Annotated in this window: 18 protein-coding genes; 11 read left to right on the plus strand and 7 right to left on the minus strand. The window is 63.8% G+C overall.

Annotated features, from left to right (window positions below; all coding sequences use genetic code 11):
• Positions 1-47: 47 nt before the first annotated feature.
• Complete coding sequence (locus PFLCHA0_RS00220; RefSeq protein ID WP_015633630.1) at positions 48-1,049, minus strand: LLM class flavin-dependent oxidoreductase; 1,002 nt, start codon at positions 1,047-1,049, stop codon at positions 48-50.
• 240 nt (positions 1,050-1,289) lie between these two features.
• On the opposite strand from PFLCHA0_RS00220, the gene PFLCHA0_RS00225 reads away from it, so the two are divergent.
• A complete protein-coding gene (locus PFLCHA0_RS00225) occupies positions 1,290-1,721 on the plus strand; it encodes an OsmC family protein (protein ID WP_011058432.1) in 432 nt (143 codons plus the stop codon).
• Between the two features lie 156 nt (positions 1,722-1,877).
• Entirely contained in the window at positions 1,878-2,111 is a 234-nt protein-coding gene (locus tag PFLCHA0_RS00230) for a DUF1161 domain-containing protein (RefSeq protein ID WP_011058433.1), read from the plus strand.
• A gap of 6 nt (positions 2,112-2,117) precedes the next feature.
• On the opposite strand, the gene PFLCHA0_RS00235 is transcribed toward PFLCHA0_RS00230, so the two are convergent.
• Both PFLCHA0_RS00235 and PFLCHA0_RS00240 read right to left on the minus strand, forming a co-directional pair.
• The gene (locus PFLCHA0_RS00235; protein WP_011058434.1) at positions 2,118-2,537 is read right to left on the minus strand and encodes a PA0061/PA0062 family lipoprotein; all 420 of its coding nucleotides are present in this window, start codon (positions 2,535-2,537) and stop codon (positions 2,118-2,120) included.
• 42 nt (positions 2,538-2,579) lie between these two features.
• A complete protein-coding gene (locus PFLCHA0_RS00240; RefSeq protein WP_015633631.1) occupies positions 2,580-2,993 on the minus strand; it encodes a PA0061/PA0062 family lipoprotein in 414 nt (137 codons plus the stop codon).
• A gap of 59 nt (positions 2,994-3,052) precedes the next feature.
• Between PFLCHA0_RS00240 and PFLCHA0_RS00245 the strand changes: the two genes are divergently transcribed.
• Positions 3,053-4,162 carry an aminopeptidase gene (locus tag PFLCHA0_RS00245; protein WP_041751892.1) on the plus strand — a complete coding sequence of 370 codons (1,110 nt, stop codon included), beginning with the start codon at positions 3,053-3,055 and terminating at the stop codon, positions 4,160-4,162.
• Between the two features lie 28 nt (positions 4,163-4,190).
• On the opposite strand, the gene PFLCHA0_RS00250 is transcribed toward PFLCHA0_RS00245, so the two are convergent.
• Positions 4,191-4,841 carry an HAD family hydrolase gene (locus PFLCHA0_RS00250; RefSeq protein ID WP_011058437.1) on the minus strand — a complete coding sequence of 217 codons (651 nt, stop codon included), beginning with the start codon at positions 4,839-4,841 and terminating at the stop codon, positions 4,191-4,193.
• Positions 4,842-4,868: 27 nt separating this feature from the next.
• Positions 4,869-5,414, minus strand: coding sequence for a gamma carbonic anhydrase family protein (locus PFLCHA0_RS00255; protein ID WP_015633633.1), 546 nt, complete (start codon positions 5,412-5,414; stop codon positions 4,869-4,871).
• Between the two features lie 75 nt (positions 5,415-5,489).
• Here PFLCHA0_RS00255 and prlC point away from each other — a divergent pair, with 75 nt between their 5' ends.
• Together prlC and PFLCHA0_RS00265 are read left to right on the plus strand one after the other, a co-directional pair.
• Positions 5,490-7,568 carry an oligopeptidase A gene (gene prlC / locus PFLCHA0_RS00260; protein ID WP_015633634.1) on the plus strand — a complete coding sequence of 693 codons (2,079 nt, stop codon included), beginning with the start codon at positions 5,490-5,492 and terminating at the stop codon, positions 7,566-7,568.
• Positions 7,565-7,843 (plus strand): YheV family putative zinc ribbon protein, encoded by a 279-nt coding sequence (locus PFLCHA0_RS00265; RefSeq protein ID WP_011058440.1) that lies wholly within the window; start codon positions 7,565-7,567, stop codon positions 7,841-7,843. Before prlC ends, PFLCHA0_RS00265 begins: the two co-directional genes overlap by 4 nt.
• A 119-nt stretch (positions 7,844-7,962) precedes the next feature.
• Here the strand turns inward: PFLCHA0_RS00265 and PFLCHA0_RS00270 are convergent, their stop codons facing one another.
• A complete protein-coding gene (locus PFLCHA0_RS00270) occupies positions 7,963-8,622 on the minus strand; it encodes a phosphatase domain-containing protein (protein ID WP_015633635.1) in 660 nt (219 codons plus the stop codon).
• A 292-nt stretch (positions 8,623-8,914) separates the two neighbouring features.
• On the opposite strand from PFLCHA0_RS00270, the gene PFLCHA0_RS00275 reads away from it, so the two are divergent.
• Genes PFLCHA0_RS00275 through PFLCHA0_RS00285 form a run of 3 tightly spaced genes read left to right on the plus strand, consistent with a single transcriptional unit; the run spans position 8,915 to position 12,774 of the window.
• Entirely contained in the window at positions 8,915-9,670 is a 756-nt protein-coding gene (locus PFLCHA0_RS00275; protein WP_015633636.1) for a gluconate 2-dehydrogenase subunit 3 family protein, read from the plus strand.
• 2 nt (positions 9,671-9,672) lie between these two features.
• Positions 9,673-11,457: a GMC family oxidoreductase gene (locus PFLCHA0_RS00280; protein ID WP_015633637.1), complete on the plus strand. Its 1,785-nt coding sequence runs from the start codon at positions 9,673-9,675 to the stop codon at positions 11,455-11,457.
• A gap of 12 nt (positions 11,458-11,469) precedes the next feature.
• The gene (locus tag PFLCHA0_RS00285; RefSeq protein ID WP_015633638.1) at positions 11,470-12,774 is read left to right on the plus strand and encodes a cytochrome c; all 1,305 of its coding nucleotides are present in this window, start codon (positions 11,470-11,472) and stop codon (positions 12,772-12,774) included.
• A gap of 45 nt (positions 12,775-12,819) precedes the next feature.
• Here PFLCHA0_RS00285 and PFLCHA0_RS00290 read toward each other — a convergent pair whose 3' ends face one another.
• Positions 12,820-13,176 (minus strand): hypothetical protein, encoded by a 357-nt coding sequence (locus tag PFLCHA0_RS00290; RefSeq protein ID WP_015633639.1) that lies wholly within the window; start codon positions 13,174-13,176, stop codon positions 12,820-12,822.
• Positions 13,177-13,375: 199 nt separating this feature from the next.
• On the opposite strand from PFLCHA0_RS00290, the gene PFLCHA0_RS00295 reads away from it, so the two are divergent.
• From PFLCHA0_RS00295 to PFLCHA0_RS00305, 3 genes are all read left to right on the plus strand, one after another.
• Entirely contained in the window at positions 13,376-14,434 is a 1,059-nt protein-coding gene (locus PFLCHA0_RS00295; protein WP_011058445.1) for a PA0069 family radical SAM protein, read from the plus strand.
• A gap of 243 nt (positions 14,435-14,677) precedes the next feature.
• Positions 14,678-15,412 carry a carbonic anhydrase gene (locus PFLCHA0_RS00300; protein WP_011058446.1) on the plus strand — a complete coding sequence of 245 codons (735 nt, stop codon included), beginning with the start codon at positions 14,678-14,680 and terminating at the stop codon, positions 15,410-15,412.
• 91 nt (positions 15,413-15,503) lie between these two features.
• Positions 15,504-17,039 (plus strand): SulP family inorganic anion transporter, encoded by a 1,536-nt coding sequence (locus PFLCHA0_RS00305; protein ID WP_015633640.1) that lies wholly within the window; start codon positions 15,504-15,506, stop codon positions 17,037-17,039.
• The last annotated feature ends 17 nt before the right edge of the window (positions 17,040-17,056 follow it).

Genomic DNA, 17,056 nt, shown 5'->3' on the forward strand with positions numbered 1-17,056 from the left:
TCAAAAAAAAGCCGACGCAGAACGTCGGCTTTTTCATGCCTGTCGTTTCAGCCTTTCATCACCTGTGACAGCAGCTCGTAGGAGTGCAGCCGATCGGCGTGTTCGTACAGATCGCAGGTGAAGATCAGCTCATCGGCTCCGGTCTGCTCGATCAGCACCTGCAGCTTGGCGCGGATTTTCGCCGGGCTGCCGACCATCGCCAGGCCGAGGAAGCTGGCGACCGCTTCCTTCTCATGGGGTAGCCACAGGCCGTCCATGCTTTGCACCGGTTTGCGCTGGACCAGGCTCTGGCCACGCATCAGCGCCAGGATGCGCTGGTACACCGAAGTCGCCAGGTAATCGGCCTGTTCGTCGGTGTCGGCTGCCACCAGCGGCACGCCAAGCATCACATAAGGCTTGTCGAGCACCGCCGAAGGCTTGAAGTGGTTGCGGTAGACGCGAATCGCCTCGTGCAGGTAGCGCGGTGCGAAATGCGAGGCGAAGGCGTAAGGCAAGCCCCGTTCCCCGGCCAGTTGTGCACTGAACAGGCTGGAGCCCAGCAGCCATACCGGCACGTTGGTGCCGGTGCCCGGCATGGCGATCACCCGTTGTTCGGGGGTACGCGGGCCCAGGTAGGCCATCAGTTCGGCCACGTCCTCAGGGAAATCGTCGGCGCTGCCGGAACGTTCCCGGCGCAGGGCGCGGGCGGTCATCTGGTCGGAACCAGGGGCGCGGCCCAGTCCCAGGTCGATGCGCCCCGGGTACAGGCTTTCCAGGGTGCCGAACTGTTCGGCGATCACCAGGGGCGCGTGGTTGGGCAGCATGACCCCGCCGGAACCGACACGAATGGTCGAAGTACCACCCGCCAGGTAGCCGATCAGCACCGAGGTAGCGGAACTGGCGATACCGTCCATGTTGTGGTGCTCGGCGACCCAGAAGCGCGTGTAACCGAGCTTCTCCACATGCTGCGCCAGGTCCAGGGAGTTGCGCAGGGACTGCCCCGGGCTGCCGTTTTCACGCACGGGCACCAGGTCGAGGGTCGAGTATTTAACAGCGGACAGCGGTTTCATAAGCCTGCTTCTCCTTGGGGTGCGCAGGCTTTTGTCATGAGCCAAAACCTGCCGAAGTCTGTAAGTCAGATCTATGCAATGTGGGCATATACCCGAGTTTCAATAGCCTGAGTGAATTTGTCGGGTAAACGGGCATCGGCGACAACGGCTGAACTTTGCCATCGGATCTATCCTCAGAACCCTTAGGCAACAAAAAACATCAGGGTGCGAACTTTCGCACCGGTTCTTGAGGAGAAAGCGATGAGCATCAAAAAGAAAGCCTCGGCGCACTGGGAAGGTGACCTGAAAACCGGCATTGGCTCGATCTCGACCGAAACCGGCGTGTTGCGTGAGGCGCCCTACGGTTTCAAGGCGCGTTTCGAAGGCGGCAAGGGGACCAACCCGGAGGAACTGATTGGCGCGGCCCACGCGGGCTGTTTCTCCATGGCCTTTTCCATGATCCTTGGCGAGGCCGGGCTCAAGGCGGACAGCATCGACACCCAGGCAGAAGTGACCCTGGACCAGGTCGATGGCGGCTTTGCCATTACCGCGGTGCACCTGATCCTCAAGGCGAAGATCCCCGGTGCCAGCCAGCAGCAGTTCGATGAGCTGAGCAAGAAGGCCAAGGAAGGGTGCCCGGTGTCCAAGGTGCTCAACGCCAAGATCAGCCTGGATGCGACGCTGCTGAGTTGAGGCAACTGCTTGGCCGGCAAGCCGGCTCCTGCAACGGTCCGTAGGAGCGGGCTTGTCGGCGAATGCGCCTGTGCGGCGGACAAGCACCTGTGGTCGAATACGCGACTGCGGCTTCAGCGCACCCCCGTGTGCACCGCAGCAAGGGAGCTTTAGATCATGAAACGTTTTGCCTTGGCGGTTGTTAGTTGTGCGCTGGCCACATCGGCCCTGGCCGCGCCCAAGCCCTGCGAGGAACTCAAGGCCGAGATCGAAGCCAAGATCCAGGCCCAGGGCGTACCTTCCTACACCCTGGAAATCGTTACCAACGACGAGGTCCACGACAACAACATGGTGGTCGGCAGCTGTGAAAACGGCACCAGGAAGATCATCTATCAGAAGAACGATCGCTGACCCGACTCAGGGCACGCAGTTGATCATGCGCTCCTCGGCGACTATTTCGCGCTGGGCGTTGTACAGCCGGGCGCTGGGGGTGAACCCCAGGTTGCGCGCCTCCAGGCGATAGCGCTGGCCGGCCTGGAAATGGTCGTAGCGCAGGCTCAGGTAGCACAGGCGCTCCTGGGGATCGTTGTTCATGCCCATGCCGCCGGCGAACACTTCGAAATCGAAGCGCACCATCAATTCGTGGCTGCCGGGGCTGACCTGGAAGAAGCGCCCGTCGTCCAGGCGCTGGTTGTCCAGACGTTCGGCCATGACCAGCTTGCCCCCGGGCGTCGGGGTGGCCAGGTCGATCCAGGCCTGTTGCGGATCGACGCCCGGCAGGGGCGTAGTGCAGGCGCTGAGGGTGCCAAGGGCGAGAAACAGTAGAAATGGACGCATGACTGGGGCCGAGTGAGCGAGAGGCCCTCAGCATAGCGCCGTTCAACTGCGCTGGCAGCCTGCCGGCCGGGCTTTGTCGAGCAGGGTGTGCTGCTCGTCGTAGAGCCTGGCCCAGGGGTGGAAACCGATGTTCCCGGCCTGTACCTGGTAGCGCTGGCCGGCACCGAAATCCTTGAATTTCACGTTCAGCTGGCAATCGCGCCACAGCGGCTCGGCGTCTGGCCCGATGTTGCTGGGTTGCACGGCGAACTGGTAGCGCAGGGTCAGTTCATGGCTGCCGGGCTGGACCTGGAAATAGCGCGGATCATCGATGTTCTTGGCGTCCACCTCCAATGCCTGCAGGTGGGTGTTCCGGGGCGGAGCCAGGTCGACCCAGGCCTGGGCCGGGTCGGGGTCGGGCAGGCCGGCGCAACCGCCGAGGGTCAGCAGGCCGGTGGTCAACAACAACACGCGCATGGCGAAACTCCAGGCTGGCGAGATAGTCTTGCGGACAGACTCTCTGTGGATGATTCGATTTGATTAGGCCGTGTTCAAGCCATGGGTTACTTGATCCTCTTTTACGGTTTTTGTTTCCGGCACTGATGCTTTTGCTGCTCAACGGTTGCAGCAGCGTCGGTTATTACAGCCAGCTGGCCAGTGGCCAATTGCAGCTGCTGCGAGCCCGTGTGCCGGTGGCGCAAGTCGTCGCCGACCCGAGCCGCGATGCGAGCCTGCGCGCCCATCTGGCCCAGTCGCAGCAGGCACGCCGCTTTGCCAGTGAGCACCTGCACCTGCCGGACAACCGCAGCTATCGGCTGTACGTCGACATCGGGCGGCCCTATGTGGTGTGGAACGTGTTCGCCACCCCGGAGTTTTCCCTGAACCCGCAAACCCACTGCTTTCCCATTGCCGGTTGCGTGGCTTACCGCGGCTATTACAGCCAGGGCGCGGCCCGGGGCGAGGCGGCGTTGCAGCAGTTGAAGGGCATGGACGTGGCGATCGGCGGGGTCGAGGCCTATTCCACCCTGGGCTGGTTCGACGACCCGATCATCAGTTCGATGATGCACTGGGGCGACGAGCGCCTCGCGACCCTGATCTTCCACGAGCTGGCGCACCAGCGCTTCTATGTGAAGGACGACACCGAGTTCAACGAGTCCTACGCCACCTTCGTCGAGCAGGAAGGCACCCGCCAGTGGCGCGCCTATCGCGGGCTGGCGCCATTGAGCGACGGCGAGTTGCGCCAGCGTGACCAGTTCACCCAGCTGGTGCTCGATACCCGCAAGCGCCTGGAGCAGCTGTATGCCCTGCCCTTGCCCGCCGAGCAGATGCGCCAGCGCAAGGCCGCGGAGTTCGAGCGCATGCGCAGCGAGTATCGGCAGTTGCGCGACAGCCAGTGGGCCGGTTCCAAGCGCTATGACGCCTGGATCAACACTCCGCTGAACAACGCCCGGCTGCTGCCCTTCGGCCTGTATGACCAATGGGTGCCGGCGTTTGCCGCCTTGTTCAGGCAGGTGAAGGGGGACTGGCCGGCATTCTTCGCCGCCGTGGAGACGCTGGGACGTTTGCCGGCCGAGGAGCGCAAGGCGGCCCTGATCCGGTTGCAGGACACCGTCGCCCTCGCGCCGGCTCCTGCTTCGGGCCTGTAGCAGCCGGCTTGCCGGCGAAGCCTGTGCCTTAACGCGGCAAAAACGCCTGGTGCAGCTCGCCCAGGGTCTGGAAGTGATAGGCCGGGGCTTCGGCAGTCAATTCCTCATGGCTGCCAAAGCCATAACCCACCGCCGCCGCGTCCAGCCCGTTGCGCCTGGCGCCGATCAGGTCGTGCTTGCGGTCGCCGATCATCAATGTGCTGGCAGGGTCGAGTTGCTCCTGCTCCAGCAGATGGGCGATCAGCTCCACCTTGTCGGTGCGGGTGCCGTCCAGTTCGCTGCCGTAGATCACCTTGAAGTGCTTGGCGAAGTCGAAGTGACGGGCGATCTCCCGGGCGAAGACCCAGGGCTTGGAGGTCGCGATGTACAGTTGCCGCCCTTGCCCGCCGAGGGTTTCCAGCAGCGGCGTGACGCCATCGAAGACGCGGTTTTCATACAGGCCGGTGACCTTGAAGCGTTCGCGATAGAAGTTCACCGCTTCCCAGGCTCGGGCCTCGTCGAAGCCGTAGAACTGCATGAAGGCCTGCAACAGCGGCGGGCCGATGAAGTGCTCCAGTTTGCTCAGGTCCGGCTCGTCGATGCCCAGTTTGCCCAGGGCGAACTGGATCGAACGGGTGATGCCCTCGCGAGGGTCGGTGAGGGTGCCGTCGAGGTCGAACAGTACGGTTTGGTAATGCATGGGGATTCCTGGGCTGTGCAAGGGGGGTCAGGGCCGGTCGTAGCCTTCGGCCAGGTGCAGGTCCTTGAGCTTCACGTAGTTGGCGGCGCTGTAGGTGAAGAAGGCGCGCTCCTTGTCGGTCAGCGGGCGCGCCTGCTTCACCGGGCTGCCCACATAGAGAAAGCCGTTTTCCAGGCGCTTGCCCGGCGGCACCAGGCTGCCGGCGCCGACTATCACATCGTCCTCCACCACCGCGCCGTCCATGACAATGCTGCCCATGCCGATCAGCACCCGGCTGCCGATGCTGCAACCGTGGAGCATGACCTTGTGGGCGATGGTCACGTCGTCGCCGATCAGCAGCGGGAAGCCGTCGGGGTTGAACGGGCCGGCGTGGGTGATGTGCAGAACGCTGGCGTCCTGCACGCTGGTGCGCGCGCCGATGCGGATGCGGTGCATGTCGCCGCGGATCACGGTCAGCGGCCAGACCGAGCTGTCGGCGCCGATTTCCACGTCGCCGATGACCACCGCCGAGTGGTCGACAAAGGCCCGCTCGCCCAGGTTCGGGGTGTGGTTCTGGTATCTGCGAATGGCCAAGTGCGAATGCCTCTCTGAGATTTATTAATGGGGGCTATAGCTGCGGTGGGCGTCGATTGTAATTAAGATGGCTCAATGTTTCTTCCAGCCAAGGTGCCCACCGTGAGTGTGAACAACCCTCTTCTGCAGCCCTACGACCTGCCGCCGTTCTCGGCGATCCGCGCCGAGCATGTGCAACCGGCCATCGAACAGATCCTGGCTGACAACCGCGCCGCCATCGCTGACATCCTCAAGACCCAAGCCACCCAGCCGACCTGGGCTGGCCTGGTGCTGGCCATGGACGAGCTCAATGATCGCCTGGGCGCTGCCTGGAGCCCGGTCAGCCACCTCAACGCAGTGTGCAACAGCGCCGAACTGCGTGAAGCCTACGAGGCCTGCCTGCCGGCCCTGAGCGCCTATTCCACGGAAATGGGCCAGAACCGCGAGCTGTTCCAGGCCTTCGACGCCCTGGCCAAGAGCCCGGAAGCCGCCGGTTTCGACGTGGCGCAGAAGACTATCCTCGAACACTCCCTGCGGGACTTCCGCCTGTCGGGCATCGACCTGCCGCCCGAGCAGCAAAAGCGTTATGCCGAGGTGCAGAGCAAGCTTTCCGAGCTGGGCAGCCGGTTCTCCAACCAACTGCTGGATGCCACCCAGGCCTGGACCAAGCACATCACCGATGAAGCCGCCCTGGCCGGCCTGACCGACTCGGCCAAGGCGCAAATGGCAGCCGCCGCCCAGGCCAAGGACCTGGAAGGCTGGCTGATCACCCTGGAATTCCCCAGCTACTACGCAGTGATGACCTACGCCCAGGACCGTGCCCTGCGCGAAGAAGTCTATGCCGCCTACAGCACCCGCGCGTCGGACCAGGGCCCTAACGCCGGTCAGAACGACAACGGTCCGGTGATGGAAGAAATCCTCGACCTGCGTCAGGAGTTGGCCAAGCTCCTGGGTTTCGCCAGCTTCTCCGAGTTGAGCCTGGCCACCAAGATGGCCGAGTCCAGCGACCAGGTGCTGAGCTTCCTGCGGGACCTGGCCAAGCGCAGCAAGCCGTTTGCCGCCCAGGACCTGGAGCAGCTCAAGGCCTACGCCGCCGAACAGGGTTGCCCCGACCTGCAAAGCTGGGACAGCGGTTTCTACGGCGAGAAGCTGCGTGAGCAGCGCTACAGCGTTTCCCAGGAAGCCCTGCGCGCCTATTTCCCCATCGACAAGGTGCTGAGCGGGCTGTTCGCCATTGTCCAGCGCCTGTACGGCATCGAGATCGCCGAGCAGAAAGGTTTCGATACCTGGCACCCGGACGTGCGCCTGTTCGAGATCAAGGAAAACGGCCAGCACGTCGGCCGCCTCTTCTTCGACCTCTATGCCCGCGCCAACAAGCGCGGCGGTGCCTGGATGGACGGTGCCCGCGATCGCCGTCGCACGCTGGACGGGGTATTGCAAAGCCCGGTAGCCAACCTGGTGTGCAACTTCACCCCGGCGGTCAGCGGCAAGCCGGCCTTGCTGACCCACGATGAAGTCACCACCCTGTTCCACGAATTCGGCCACGGCCTGCACCACCTGCTGACCCGGGTCGAGCACGCCGGAGTGTCCGGGATCAACGGCGTGGCCTGGGACGCCGTCGAGCTGCCGAGCCAGTTCATGGAAAACTGGTGCTGGGAGCCGGAAGGCCTGGCACTGATCTCCGGCCACTATGAAAGCGGCGAACCGCTGCCCCAGGACCTGCTGCAGAAGATGCTGGCGGCGAAGAACTTCCAGTCCGGGCTGATGATGGTGCGCCAGCTGGAATTTTCCCTGTTCGACTTCGAACTGCACGCCACCCACGGCGACGGCCGCAGCGTGCTGCAAGTGCTGGAAACCGTGCGCGACGAAGTCTCGGTGATGCGCCCGCCGGCCTACAACCGCTTCCCCAACAGCTTCGCGCACATCTTCGCCGGCGGTTACGCCGCGGGGTACTACAGCTACAAGTGGGCGGAAGTGCTGTCGGCCGACGCCTTCTCCAGGTTCGAGGAAGAGGGTGTGCTCAATTCGGCCACCGGGCGTGCGTTCCGCGAGGCGATCCTGGCCCGTGGCGGCTCCCAGGAGCCTATGGTGCTGTTCGTCGATTTCCGCGGACGGGCGCCGTCGATTGACGCACTCTTGCGCCACAGCGGCCTCAGCGAGGACGCGGCAGCATGAGTGACGCACCCGTGAAGACCAAGAAACGCTTTATCGCCGGGGCGGTATGCCCGGCGTGCAGTGAGCAGGACAAGCTGATGATGTGGAGTGAGGACGATGTGCCTCATCGCGAGTGCGTGGCCTGTGGCTACTCCGACACCCTCAACGAACAGGGGCTGTCGGTGCCCAAGGAACTCGGGACCCGGGTCAACAGCGCGACGCCCAAGGTGGCGGACATCAAGGTGCAATCGGTGCAGTTTTTCCCCAACCCCAAGTTGAAGAAAAAGACTGACTGACCCCGCAGTAAAAAGCCTGCTCCCCTCCAGGAGCCGGCTTGCCGGCGAAGCGATTCGCCGCCCTTCTTTCGATCCCTGGGTTTTCGCAAGCAGGCTCGCTCGTACACAGGGTGTGGCGCTCAGTTGCTCAGCGGCCTGGTCGCGCTCACCGTCTCGAACCAGCTCTTCACCGAACAGGTGGCGAATACGCTGGTGCTGCAATCGCCATTGGCCAGGGCGGTGCGCAGTTTGTCGACATCGGCCTGCATCATGTAGCGAATGCCATCCTTGAAGTGTGAACTGTCGCCGTACCCACCCTGGGTCATTTCATTCAGCGCTTCTTCTTTGCTCCAACCCTGGATCACCACCCGGTACATGGCCGACATCAGGCCGGTGCGGTCCGAACCATGCTTGCAGTGCATCAGCACCGGGCCCTGGGCTTCGGCGCTCTGGATCGCGCGCAGGGCCTTGAGCACATCGGCGTCGTCCACATGGTTGGTGCGATAAGGCAACTGCACCTGGTTGATGCCCGGTGCCGACAGCCAGCTGGCGTCGGATTCCGGCAGGAAGTTGATCACCGTTGCCACCTTGAGCTGCTGCAGCAGCGGCACCGCGCCTTTGTCCGGCAGGGCGCTGCGATACAGGGTCGGGGACATCTGGTACAGGTTGTACTGCTTTTCCACTGGCTGCGCCCATTGGTCCGGGCGGCTGGAGGGGGCCTCTGCGGCTTGTACCTGGGGCCCGGCCAGCAGCGCCAGCAACGACAGGCAAAGGGCCGGGATGAAACGAATGCTCGACATGCGCGGGATCACCGATGAGGGGATTCAATGCCGCGCAGTATCGATTTGCCGGGGTCAAAGCCCCGTGAGCCCCCTGTCAAAGAATCGTGAAGCTGATCCGCTTTTTCCGGCGGTTTCTGATCTTTTTTCCGCCTGAAACGATTCATCTGGATGCTTAGCCTGCTACCATTTGTAACTAAAGTTTGCTGATGTGTTCATAAAACCGGGTCTTCCCGGCCTTTTGCGTTGCCAAAACACAAAGTCGCGCCATGACGCGGCTGACCAATCCATCAATGCCTGATGAGGTGCACCCATGTCTGATCAAGATCGAGACAACCCGCGGCGTGAGTTCTTGCGTAAATCCCTGACCTTGATCCCTGTGGTCACCGTCGCCAGCACCGGCCTGGGCGGCTCCCTGCTGGCGGCTGCACCTGAAACGGCCGCCGCTGCCACACCGGCCACGCCGGGCAAGCAGCCCGCCGGCAGCGGCCAGGGCTATGAGCCGGGCTATTTCACCGCCGAGGAGTGGGCCTTCATCAAGGCCGCGGTGGAACGCCTGATCCCTGCCGATGAAATGGGCCCGGGCGCCCTGGAAGCCGGCGTGCCGGAATACATCGACCGGCAGATGAATACCCCCTACGCCGCTGGCGCCCTGTGGTACATGCAAGGCCCGTTCAAGGCCGATGCCGCACCGGAGATGGGCTGGCAGAGCAAACTGGTGCCCAAGGACATCTATCGCCGGGGCATTGCCGCCACGGATGCGTGGTGCAAAGAGCTCAAGGGGCAAACATTTGCTGCGCAAGACAGCGCTACCCGAGACGACTTGCTCAAGCAACTGGAGGCCGGAACCCCGCAGTTCGACGCGGTCCCGGCCAAGCTTTTCTTCAATCTGCTGTTGCAGAACACTAAGGAAGGCTTCTTCAGCGATCCGATCCACGGGGGCAATAAAGGCCTGGTGGGCTGGACCCTGATCGGCTTTCCCGGCGCTCGCGCCGATTTCATGGATTGGGTGGAACGCAACGAGCAATACCCCTTCCCGGCTGTATCGATTCGCGGCGAGAGGGCTTGAGCATGGCAACAGTGATGAAGAAGGTCGACGCAGTGATCGTCGGTTTCGGCTGGACCGGCGCGATCATGGCCAAGGAACTGACCGAGGCCGGGCTCAATGTGCTGGCGCTGGAACGCGGGCCGATGCAGGACACCTACCCGGATGGCAACTATCCCCAGGTGATCGACGAACTCACCTACAGCGTGCGCAAGAAACTCTTCCAGGACATTTCCAAAGAGACGGTGACCATCCGCCACAGCGTCAACGACGTGGCTCTGCCCAACCGGCAACTGGGGGCCTTCCTGCCGGGCAATGGCGTGGGCGGCGCCGGCCTGCACTGGTCCGGGGTGCACTTTCGGGTCGACCCCATCGAGCTGCGCATGCGCAGCCACTACGAAGAACGCTACGGTAAGAACTTCATCCCCAAGGACATGACCATCCAGGACTTCGGCGTCAGCTATGAAGAGCTGGAGCCGTTCTTCGACTACGCGGAAAAGGTCTTCGGCACTTCGGGCCAGGCCTGGACCGTGAAGGGCCAACTGGTGGGCGACGGCAAGGGCGGCAACCCTTATGCGCCGGATCGCTCGGACCACTTCCCGCTGGAATCGCAGAAGAACACCTATTCCGCACAGCTGTTTCAGAAAGCGGCCAATGAGGTGGGCTACAAGCCCTACAACCTGCCGTCGGCCAATACCTCGGGGCCTTACACCAACCCCTATGGCGCACAGATGGGGCCGTGCAACTTTTGCGGCTTCTGCAGCGGCTACGTCTGCTACATGTACTCCAAGGCCTCGCCCAACGTGAACATCCTGCCGGCCCTCAAGCCGCTGCCGAACTTCGAGCTGCGGCCCAATTCCCACGTGCTCAGGGTCAACCTCGACAGCAGCAAGACCCGCGCCACCGGCGTCACCTACGTCGATGGCCAGGGCCGCGAGATCGAGCAGCCGGCGGACCTGGTGATCCTCGGCGCCTTCCAGTTCCACAACGTGCGCCTGATGTTGCTGTCGGGCATCGGCAAGCCCTACGACCCGATCACCGGCGAAGGCGTGGTGGGCAAGAATTTCGCCTACCAGAACATGGCCACCATCAAGGCCTACTTCGACAAGGACGTGCACACCAACAACTTCATCGGCGCCGGCGGCAACGGTGTGGCGGTGGACGACTTCAACGCCGACAACTTCGACCACGGCCCCCACGGCTTTGTCGGCGGCTCGCCGATGTGGGTCAACCAGGCCGGCAGCCGGCCCATCGCCGGCACCTCCAACCCGCCGGGTACCCCGGCCTGGGGCAGTGCCTGGAAGAAAGCCACCGCCGACTACTACACCCATCAGGTCTCCATGGACGCCCACGGAGCGCATCAGTCCTACCGTGGCAACTACCTGGATCTGGACCCGGTGTACCGCGATGCCTACGGCTTGCCCCTGCTGCGGATGACCTTCGACTGGCAGGAAAACGACATCAAGATGAACCGCTTCATGGTGGAGAAAATGGGCAAGATCGCCGAGGCGATGAACCCCAAGGCCATTGCCTTGCTGGGCAAGAAGGTCGGTGAGCACTTCAACACTGCGTCCTACCAGACCACCCACTTGAACGGCGGCGCGATCATGGGCACCGACCCCAAGACCAGCGCCCTGAACCGCTACCTGCAAAGCTGGGACGTGCACAACGTCTTCGTGCCCGGGGCTTCGGCCTTCCCTCAAGGCCTGGGCTACAACCCTACCGGCCTGGTGGCAGCGTTGACCTACTGGTCGGCCCGGGCGATCCGCGAGCAGTACCTGAAAAACCCCGGCCCGCTGGTTCAGGCATAAGGAGCGATGACCATGAAAGCACTCGTTATCGCCACCCTGGCGCTGCTGGGCAGCGCAGCCGCCAATGCTGCCGAAGCGGATCAGCAAGCCCTGGTGCAACAGGGCGAATACCTGGCCCGCGCCGGTGACTGCGTAGCCTGCCATACCGCCAAGGACGGCAAGCCGTTCGCCGGCGGGCTGCCGATGGAGACCCCCATCGGCGTGATCTATTCCACCAACATCACCCCGGACAAGACCGGCATCGGCGACTACAGCTTCGAGGACTTCGACAAAGCCGTGCGCCATGGCGTGGCCAAGGGCGGCAGCACCCTGTACCCGGCCATGCCATTTCCCTCCTACGCCCGAGTCAGCGACGCCGACATGCAGGCGCTGTATGCCTACTTCATGAAGGGCGTGGCACCGGTGGCCCGGGACAACCAGGACAGTGACATTCCCTGGCCCCTGAGCATGCGCTGGCCGTTGTCCATCTGGCGCTGGATGTTCGCCCCGAGCGTGGAGACCCCGGCACCTGCGGCTGGCAGCGATCCGGTGATCAGCCGTGGTGCCTACCTGGTGGAAGGCCTGGGCCACTGCGGCGCCTGCCACACGCCACGGGCCCTGACCATGCAGGAGAAGGCCCTGAGCGCCAGCGATGGCAGCGACTTCCTGTCTGGCAGCGCGCCGCTGGAGGGCTGGATCGCCAAGAGCCTGCGTGGCGATCACAAGGATGGCCTGGGCAGCTGGAGCGAAGAGCAACTGGTGCAGTTCCTCAAGACCGGTCGCAGTGATCGCAGCGCGGTGTTCGGCGGCATGAGCGATGTGGTGGTCCACAGCATGCAGTACATGACCGACGCAGACCTGACGGCGATTGCCCGCTATCTCAAGTCCCTGCCGGCCAATGACCCCAAGGACCAGCCGCACCAGTACGACAAGCAAGTGGCCCAGGCCCTGTGGAACGGTGACGACAGCAAGCCGGGCGCGGCGGTGTACATCGACAACTGCGCGGCCTGCCACCGCACCGACGGCCACGGCTACACCCGGGTGTTCCCGGCGCTGGCGGGCAACCCCGTGCTGCAATCGGCGGATGCCACCTCGCTGATCCATATCGTGCTCAAGGGCGGCACCTTGCCAGCGACCCACAGCGCGCCTTCGACCTTCACCATGCCGGCCTTCGCCTGGCGCCTGTCGGATCAGGAGGTGGCCGATGTGGTCAACTTCATCCGCAGCAGCTGGGGCAACCAGGCCTCGGCGGTGAAGCCCGGGGATGTGGCGGCGCTGCGCAACGGCGACTTGCAGAGCACCTCCAACGACGACCTGGGGCAGGTCACCAGCCACTAACCCCAAGGCCGGCGCTCGCTGCGGGCGCCGGCCCGGGATGGCCGTTCAGCCCTGGGTGAAGCGCTGGATGCCCAGGCGGCTTTCCAGTTGATAGCCGGCAATGCAGTCCGCCAGCCCGGCGGTCATCAGGTCTTGCCAGCTTGCGGGGAGCAGGCCGATGCCGTCGTGGCAGGGGCTCCAGCGCACCTCGGCGAACTTCGGGTCCGCTTCATCGAAAGGTTGCTGGCCGCTCACAGTGGCCTTTTCGATGTCCTGGGTGCACAGCTCGAATTCGCAGGCCACTCCCCACAACTGCCCGTCGGGGGCCCTGACAATGATCAGGTCGGCACCTTGTTCGTAGCTGGGGAGGTAGGCCTCTGCGGCGTAGAAAATCTTTTCCAGCGTGCCGGGTGTCCTGGGCATGCTTGTGCTCCTGTTCTTTGAGCCTGCCTTATACCCTAACGCCACACGCCCGCAGTAGCCGGCTTGTCGGCCAAGGATACGAGACGCCTTGTGTCGCACTGGGGAACGTCCGCTGGCAGGGGTGGGTTTCGGTCCGACGGTGCTGGTCAGGTAATTCCAGCTCCATTACTGTATGTGCATACAGTTATGGAGTGCTTCCATGTTCAACCCCCTGCCTCCCCGTGGTCGCGGTACCGCGAGCAATCCGCACAACCGTTTTGCGCCCAATCGTTCGGTGGCCGAGGATGATGGCTGGTACCAGGAAGTGCCGTTGACCCAGGGCACCGAGGTGCGCTTTGAAACGGCCAAGTCGATCATCACCCGCAACAGTTCGCCGGACCTGCCCTTCGACCGCTCCATCAACCCCTATCGCGGTTGCGAGCACGGTTGCATCTATTGCTACGCGCGGCCCAGCCACGCCTATTGGGACCTGTCCCCGGGGCTGGATTTCGAAACCAAGCTGATCGCCAAGAGCAACACCGCGGCCTTGCTGGAGCAGCAACTGTCCAAGCCCGGCTATCGCTGCGCACCGATCAACCTGGGGTCCAATACCGATCCCTACCAGCCCATCGAGCGCGAACAGCAGTTGACCCGGCGCACCCTGGAGGTGCTGCTGCGCTATCGACACCCGGTGACCATCGTCACCAAGGGCTCGTTGATCCTCCGGGACCTGGACCTGCTGAGCGAGCTGGCGCGCCAGCGCCTGGTGGCGGTGATGATCAGCCTGACCACTTTGGACGATGAGTTGAAGCGCATTCTCGAGCCCCGGGCGGCGGCGCCCAAGGCGCGCTTGCGGGCCATCCGGGTGATGCGCGGGGCGGGCATCCCGGTGGGCGTGCTGTGTTCGCCGATGATCCCGATGATCAACGACAGCGAGCTGGAAAGCCTGCTCAGCGAGGCCCATGCCGCAGGGGCGCAGAGCGCGGCCTACATGATGCTGCGCCTGCCCCTGGAAGTGGCGCCGCTGTTCGAGGAGTGGCTGGCGGCGCATTACCCGCAAAGGGCGGCCCATGTGCTCAGCCTGATCCGCCAGAGCCGTGGCGGTGAGCTCTACGACAGCCGTTTTGGCGCCCGCATGCGCGGTGAAGGGCCCTTCGCCGATCTGCTGGCCCAGCGTTTTGCCAAGGCGCTCAAGCGTCTGGGGCTCAACCGTCGCGAGGGTTTCGATCTCGACTGTTCAGCCTTCTGTCCGCCGGGCGGGCAGATGTCGTTGTTGTGAGCGGCATTGGCCTATCGTTGAGTAGTGGGCGCAGCGTTCCCGAGGTACTCTGGTCGCCTTTTGCCATCGCTCATAGTGGCGTTCTAGAGCCTTCCGTTCAGTTTGAGTTAAGTATTCATGGCTACCTTGTTCATCGAGTGACCTACGGGTCGCCGCCAGCGGGTCGGTGGTTTTTTTATCGATGGCTGGCGTCGTGCCGGATATTTCTGGAAAATTCACCAAATCCGACAGAGAGGATGAATCATGAGTGACAAGGATAAACAGCCGTTGGCTGCGTCGGCTCCGGCACCCACAGAAGTCGCCGAGACCGCCGATGCAGCGCTGCAGCACATCGTTGACGGCTTTTTGCATTTTCATCATGAAGTCTTCCCGCAGCAGGAAGAGCTGTTCAAGAAACTCGCCACCGCTCAGCGGCCGCGGGCGATGTTCATTGCCTGCGCCGACTCGCGCATCGTTCCCGAGCTGATCACCCAGAGCTCCCCGGGCGATCTGTTCGTGACCCGCAACGTGGGCAACGTAGTGCCGCCCTACGGGCAGATGAACGGTGGTGTCTCCACGGCGATCGAGTACGCGGTGCTGGCCCTGGGGGTGCATCACATCATCGTCTGCGGGCACTCGGATTGCGGCGCCATGCGCGCGGTACTCAACCCGCAGAGCCTGGAGAAAATGCCCACGGTCAAGGCCTGGCTGCGCCACGCCGAAGTGGCGCGGACCATGGTCCACGAGAACTGCGATTGCGCCGACGAATCCTCCAGCATGCATGTGCTGACCGAAGAGAACGTCATTGCTCAACTGCAGCACCTGCGCACCCATCCTTCCGTGGCCTCGCGCATGGCCAACGGCCAGTTGTTCATCCATGGCTGGGTCTATGACATCGAGACCAGCTCGATCAAGGCCTACGACGCCGACAAGGGTTGTTTCCTGCCTCTGGATGGCAGCCACCCGATCCCGGTAGCGACGCCTAAAGCGCGTTTCTGATCCCACCTCAATCCCCCTGAGTGGTTGTAGCCAGGGCTGCCATCTGGCGGCCCGGCTTTGCCACGCCTGAAGAAAAGTCGGGAGAACTGTCATGCGTGCAGCACAGTTGAAAAGTGTCCTGCCACGGGAGCTGCTGGCTTCGGTGGTGGTGTTTCTGGTGGCCCTGCCCCTGTGCATGGGGATCGCCATTGCCTCGGGCCTGCCGCCGGCCAAGGGCCTGATCACCGGGATCATCGGTGGCCTGGTGGTGGGCTGGCTGGCGGGCTCGCCCTTGCAGGTCAGCGGGCCGGCGGCCGGGCTGGCGGTGCTGGTGTTCGAGCTGGTGCGCCAGCATGGGGTGGCCATGCTCGGGCCGATCCTGCTGCTGGCCGGGCTGCTGCAATTGCTGGCCGGGCGCCTGCGCCTGGGTTGCTGGTTCCGGGTCACGGCGCCAGCGGTGGTCTACGGCATGCTGGCGGGCATCGGCGTGCTGATCGTGCTGTCCCAGGTGCATGTGATGCTCGATGCCGCGCCCCAGGCCTCGGGCCTGGATAACCTTGTGGGCTTTCCCCAGGCTCTGGCGCAGGCCTTGCCGAGCCTGGGGTGGCAGGCTGGCTTGCTGGGGTTGGCGACCATCGCGGTGATGTGGGGCTGGGACAAGTGGCGGCCCCAGGCGCTGCGGTTCATCCCCGGTGCCCTGCTCGGTGTCGGGCTGGCGACCCTGGCCAGCCTGCTGCTGGCGCTGCCGGTGAAGCGCGTCGAGGTGCCGGCCAACCTGGCCGAGGCCATCGACTGGCTGCGCCCCGCCGACCTGCTCAATCTGGCGGACCCCAACCTGCTGATCGCCGCCTTCGCCGTGGCCTTTATCGCCAGTGCCGAAACCCTGCTGTCCGCCGCCGCGGTGGATCGCATGCACAGCGGCCAGCGCTCGGACTTCGACCGTGAACTGTCGGCCCAGGGCGTGGGCAACATGCTCTGCGGTCTGCTGGGTGCCCTGCCCATGACCGGGGTCATCGTGCGCAGCTCGGCCAATGTCCAGGCCGGGGCCCAGACCCGTTATTCGACGATTTTCCATGGCCTGTGGCTGCTGGGTTTCGTGCTGGTGCTGTCCAGCGTGCTGCAGAGCATTCCGGTGGCGAGCCTGGCGGGGGTGCTGGTCTACACCGGCGTCAAGCTGGTGGACCTCAAGGTCTTTCGCGGCCTGGGGCGCTACGGGCGCATGCCGATGCTGACTTACGCGGTGACGGCCCTGGCGATTGTCTTCAGCGACCTGCTGACCGGGGTACTGATCGGCTTTGCCCTGACCCTGGCCAAGCTGGCGTTCAAGGCGTCGCGCTTGAAGATCAGCCTGATCGACCTGGCAGAGGAAGGCGAGATGGAGTTGCGTCTGGTCGGCGCTGCGACCTTTCTCAAGGTGCCGGCCCTGACTCGGGTACTGGCGACGATTCCCCCGGCCACCACTGTGCATGTGCCCCTCAGCAACCTCAGTTATATCGACCATGCGTGCCTGGAGTTGCTGGAAGACTGGAATCGGGCCAACAGTGCCAAGGGCTCGCGGCTGGTGATCGAAACGCGGGGCTTGAAGCGGCGCCTGGAGGGCCGGTTGACCACCACCAGCGGCGTGGGGGCGGCTGCGGCGAGAGGTTGAATCGCCGGGTGGGCGGG

Source organism: Pseudomonas protegens CHA0 (assembly GCF_000397205.1).
GTDB lineage: Bacteria > Pseudomonadota > Gammaproteobacteria > Pseudomonadales > Pseudomonadaceae > Aquipseudomonas > Aquipseudomonas protegens.

What these genes read in the sequence shown, in the direction of transcription:
- PFLCHA0_RS00220 (WP_015633630.1), bottom strand. Translation starts at nt 1,049, where the DNA reads ATGAAACCGCTGTCCGCTGTTAAATACTCGACCCTCGACCTGGTGCCC.
- PFLCHA0_RS00225 (WP_011058432.1), top strand. Translation starts at nt 1,290, where the DNA reads ATGAGCATCAAAAAGAAAGCCTCGGCGCACTGGGAAGGTGACCTGAAA.
- PFLCHA0_RS00230 (WP_011058433.1), top strand. Translation starts at nt 1,878, where the DNA reads ATGAAACGTTTTGCCTTGGCGGTTGTTAGTTGTGCGCTGGCCACATCG.
- PFLCHA0_RS00235 (WP_011058434.1), bottom strand. Translation starts at nt 2,537, where the DNA reads ATGCGTCCATTTCTACTGTTTCTCGCCCTTGGCACCCTCAGCGCCTGC.
- PFLCHA0_RS00240 (WP_015633631.1), bottom strand. Translation starts at nt 2,993, where the DNA reads ATGCGCGTGTTGTTGTTGACCACCGGCCTGCTGACCCTCGGCGGTTGC.
- PFLCHA0_RS00250 (WP_011058437.1), bottom strand. Translation starts at nt 4,841, where the DNA reads ATGCATTACCAAACCGTACTGTTCGACCTCGACGGCACCCTCACCGAC.
- prlC (WP_015633634.1), top strand. Translation starts at nt 5,490, where the DNA reads ATGTTTCTTCCAGCCAAGGTGCCCACCGTGAGTGTGAACAACCCTCTT.
- PFLCHA0_RS00265 (WP_011058440.1), top strand. Translation starts at nt 7,565, where the DNA reads ATGAGTGACGCACCCGTGAAGACCAAGAAACGCTTTATCGCCGGGGCG.
- PFLCHA0_RS00270 (WP_015633635.1), bottom strand. Translation starts at nt 8,622, where the DNA reads ATGTCGAGCATTCGTTTCATCCCGGCCCTTTGCCTGTCGTTGCTGGCG.
- PFLCHA0_RS00275 (WP_015633636.1), top strand. Translation starts at nt 8,915, where the DNA reads ATGTCTGATCAAGATCGAGACAACCCGCGGCGTGAGTTCTTGCGTAAA.
- PFLCHA0_RS00280 (WP_015633637.1), top strand. Translation starts at nt 9,673, where the DNA reads ATGGCAACAGTGATGAAGAAGGTCGACGCAGTGATCGTCGGTTTCGGC.
- PFLCHA0_RS00285 (WP_015633638.1), top strand. Translation starts at nt 11,470, where the DNA reads ATGAAAGCACTCGTTATCGCCACCCTGGCGCTGCTGGGCAGCGCAGCC.
- PFLCHA0_RS00290 (WP_015633639.1), bottom strand. Translation starts at nt 13,176, where the DNA reads ATGCCCAGGACACCCGGCACGCTGGAAAAGATTTTCTACGCCGCAGAG.
- PFLCHA0_RS00295 (WP_011058445.1), top strand. Translation starts at nt 13,376, where the DNA reads ATGTTCAACCCCCTGCCTCCCCGTGGTCGCGGTACCGCGAGCAATCCG.
- PFLCHA0_RS00300 (WP_011058446.1), top strand. Translation starts at nt 14,678, where the DNA reads ATGAGTGACAAGGATAAACAGCCGTTGGCTGCGTCGGCTCCGGCACCC.
- PFLCHA0_RS00305 (WP_015633640.1), top strand. Translation starts at nt 15,504, where the DNA reads ATGCGTGCAGCACAGTTGAAAAGTGTCCTGCCACGGGAGCTGCTGGCT.